The following is a 3,606-nucleotide window of genomic DNA, read 5'->3' as shown; positions in this document are numbered from 1 at the left end:
CATATGGTTTGAAGGAGGCATTTCGCTCCTGGTTTGATGAAGCAAAGAATGGAACAAAAGATTTAGGTGAGATAAAACAAGATCTATACCACTTTTACAACCAAGTAGAAAAGTCAGGAATGGATGAGTTTATCCAAGCAATCGGCACACTTAAAAATTGGCAACCAGAGGTTTTGAATAGCTTTGCCTTTGGCTATAACAATGGATTTGTGGAAGGGTTGAATAATCAAACTAAAGTTATTAAACGAAATGCATTTGGCTTTAAACGATATGATCGATTAAGGTTACGTGTATTACTACATCATCAATATAAAGATTTAGACTTTCAAGTAGGATAAGGGATAGGAGTGTGCACTCCTACCCCAACATTTGACGTAGAACCAAATAAAAACACAAAAAAACCACCAACGTTATGTATTGGTGGAGACGGTGGGACGTGCTCTTCCATGCTTTCGTCATGGCACTGACTATATCTTGAACCTATTACCAGGTTCTCCGGCGTCTTATGCAGAATGTAAATTTGCATCACAGCAGATCCTGCATCCTAGTACTACCAATTTTGGCAGCCTATAAGTCGATACACGGCTGTTGGATTACTCCACACACCGCTCGGTATTGCCTTATTGCTAGAGTATCAAATAGCAACTTAGGTTTCACCGATAAAGCCGGATTTTCACTTTTGTGTTACCACAAAAGGCGACTATTTACTAATCGAACCCACGTCCAGAGATATCGCCACTCAGGCTTCTACACGTGTAGTTGGTATATTATCATTCGCTTACTTTTCAGCCTACCAACAGGCTTCCAAGTAGCTAGTCTGATTCATTTCAACGCCCATCCTCAGACGGTGGATGACCGTATAGCCCACTATAAGTTGAGACCCTACAATCTGCTACATGGGCGATAGCAGGTAGGATCCTTTAGACAGTGCTTACGCAGCTGCTAAAGATAAATTGTTTTCTTTGCCAGTTATATTTAGGCGAGTAACGTTTTACGAGCCGTAACCTCGACGCGCAACCTGAGCTCGATCTACCCCTGTCGAATCCGTAACGCCCCCATATAAGAGAAACGCTTGGGATAAATATTGAGCACATTCATTATTTATGAAGTTATTATGTCTTATCTCCAAGACAATTTCTATTATAACACATGGCACATTAAAATCAAGGTCACTTCAATGGTAGGTTATGCCAAATGACTTAATGGTTTAACACATGTTGAATTACTCGATTGGTAAGGTTCGGAACAATTTCTAGAGAATACGTCATTTCCATTCGTTCTAATTTTTTATGTGCATCGATTCCATAAGGTCCTATATTGATAACAGGAACATTGATATCTCGTATATCTTGATAATTCACATAAAACTTTGAACCCCAACTTGGATTATTATCAGCAACAGGAGCTAGATCCTGATCACTATCACTTAAAGCCATAAAGCTCATATCGGAAATATAAGGATAAAAATTCTTCGTTACAATAGGGTACTGGTAGTTTGGTTGGATTTCCTCTACTGCTTTTTCTAAGCCTTCAATTACAATTTTCTCTTGCTTGGTTTTCCCAGTCAATTCAATTCGAGGTGAGTAGAGAGAAGAATAAAATACGATAATTGTTGGATTCTTATCCTCCATCCACTTCCATGCTTCTTCTACTACTCTTGCTGCGTACATTCGAATGTCCAGTGTATCATCATTTAACAGTTCCTTTTTAAACATTTCCATATGATTCGTATATGCTACTCCATGGGCATTCGTCAGCATTTGATTCATCTCTTCATAGGTGAATACCCGAGGGTTCCATGTGATTTCCTGTACTTTCTGACCACTAACATGACAAAACTGCTTATACCGCTCTTCAAAAATGGTTAGCGCCCGTTTAAAAGCTATTTCCGCTTGTTCTTTTAGCAAATTCAGAACATATTTTGGTGACCAAGAATGAATAAAAAAATTATAATATGCATAAGCCGACAATGCTGTTTGTACGTCATACGCTGGTTTTAAATCTATCTGCTTTAATGAAACTGGAGGCATGGTAACTTCACCATATGCTTCATTACAAAGTGCTGGATTGTAGCTTAACTGTTTCGTCAACTCCGATACGACAAAATTTGGATCTAATCCTTCAAACGCTGCTCCAACATGTGTTTCCGCTCCAGTTACAAAAAAAGAAGGCAATAATTTTCCAACCGTACCTTTATAAATATATCGGTTAGGATCCCCTTCATATCTAGGTGCTACAAAGTCTGCATTAATTGCTGCCACATAGTCAAATCGGTGTTGTTTCTTCCATTGTTTCAACGTTTTGAGTGCAGATAAAATCCCATTGGAGCTATCCTCCTCATCACATTCAGCAACAAGAACCAAGTTTCCAGCTAATTGATGTGGATTTTCTGCATAATAGCGCAATAGATATAAATGGCTTGCAAGCCCGCTTTTCATATCCAATGCTCCCCTTCCAAACAACCAATCACCAGAATCTAATTGGTCCCTTGCAGTTTCCGGGATATCTTCTTCCTTTAGTATTTCCATCCAATCATCAGGGGAAAAAGCATATTCATGCAGCTTATTAAAATCGCCAACGCCAACCGTATCCGTATGTCCCATTAAAATGACCGTACGATTACTAGGTCGTTTCGTTCCTTTAACAAAAGCTAATACATTATAACGTTCATACTCGTCGTTAACCGTCTGCTCAATTACAAGGTTGTCAGGATTTTCCATGAAGTAAGGATAGGAAGACAGTAACGTATATAAGGAATGAGCAATAACCACCTCCCCTTCTGTATTAACAATACTATTAATCCCAACAAGCCTCTTGGTTAAGGAAAGAACTTCTTCCCGACTATCGAAAAATGCATCAGCCATCCAATTACCCCCATCCTAAAATTGTTTATATTAAAATCCATCAGCAAAAAGATGTCTTCCTTCTACTGATGGATTTATTACTACATTATATTTTAGAATTAGCGCATATGATCTTTTATAGCACGATCAATATCACGTTTTACTTGTTTCTTCTTGAGGTCTTCACGTTTATCGTATTTCTTTTTCCCTTTTCCAAGTCCAATTAACACTTTGGCATAACCATTTTTGATATAAATTTTGAGTGGAACCAATGCGTACCCTTGCTGCTGCGTGAGCCCAATTAATTTATCAATTTCTTTGCGATGTAATAATAATTTTCTTGAGCGAGTTGGATCATGATTAAAGCGATTCCCTTGCTCATATTCAGATATATGTAAATTTACTAATTGAACCTCACCACGACGGTCGATACGAGCATGGGAATCTTTAAGATTAACACGCCCTGCACGAAGCGATTTAATTTCCGTACCTTTTAAAACAATCCCCGCTTCATACGTATCCTCTATAAAATAGTCATGAGACGCTTTTTTATTTTGCGCGATCACTTTTCCCTGTCCTTTTGGCATACGTAACTTCCTCCTACATCTTCCGTGAACTTTATTTTACCAAATAATCGGCTTTAATCCAATTAGAAATCATTTTAACACTTACAGTCGATTTTTCTATTTAAGTGTTAATTATTTGGGTGGGACGATTGATTTTTCGGACTGAACGTTGATTCTTCCGGGCTTACGGTTGATTT

General features: G+C 38.2%; 3 protein-coding genes and 1 other RNA gene. 1 reads left to right on the top strand and 3 read right to left on the bottom strand.

Features of this window, described 5'->3' with window-relative positions:
- Nucleotides 1–338, top strand: a 338-nt coding sequence (locus tag BMX40_RS07860) for a transposase (RefSeq protein WP_139177922.1), incomplete at its 5' end; no start/stop codon positions are given.
- Between the two features lie 370 nt (nt 339–708).
- Here the strand turns inward: BMX40_RS07860 and ssrA are convergent.
- The 3 genes from ssrA to smpB form a co-directional block, all read right to left on the bottom strand.
- Nucleotides 709–1,049: a transfer-messenger RNA gene (gene ssrA / locus BMX40_RS07855) on the bottom strand.
- Between the two features lie 150 nt (nt 1,050–1,199).
- Nucleotides 1,200–2,864: a M20/M25/M40 family metallo-hydrolase gene (locus BMX40_RS07850; RefSeq protein WP_090868554.1), complete on the bottom strand. Its 1,665-nt coding sequence runs from the start codon at nt 2,862–2,864 to the stop codon at nt 1,200–1,202.
- A 98-nt stretch (nt 2,865–2,962) separates the two neighbouring features.
- Nucleotides 2,963–3,430 carry an SsrA-binding protein SmpB gene (smpB, locus tag BMX40_RS07845; protein ID WP_090868552.1) on the bottom strand — a complete coding sequence of 156 codons (468 nt, stop codon included), beginning with the start codon at nt 3,428–3,430 and terminating at the stop codon, nt 2,963–2,965.
- Nucleotides 3,431–3,606 lie beyond the last annotated feature (176 nt).

It is taken from the genome of Oceanobacillus limi (genome assembly GCF_900111445.1).
Classification (GTDB): domain Bacteria; phylum Bacillota; class Bacilli; order Bacillales; family Amphibacillaceae; genus Ornithinibacillus; species Ornithinibacillus limi.
Note: the sequence above shows the minus strand (reverse complement) of the source record. Positions and strands in the feature narration are given on the sequence as shown.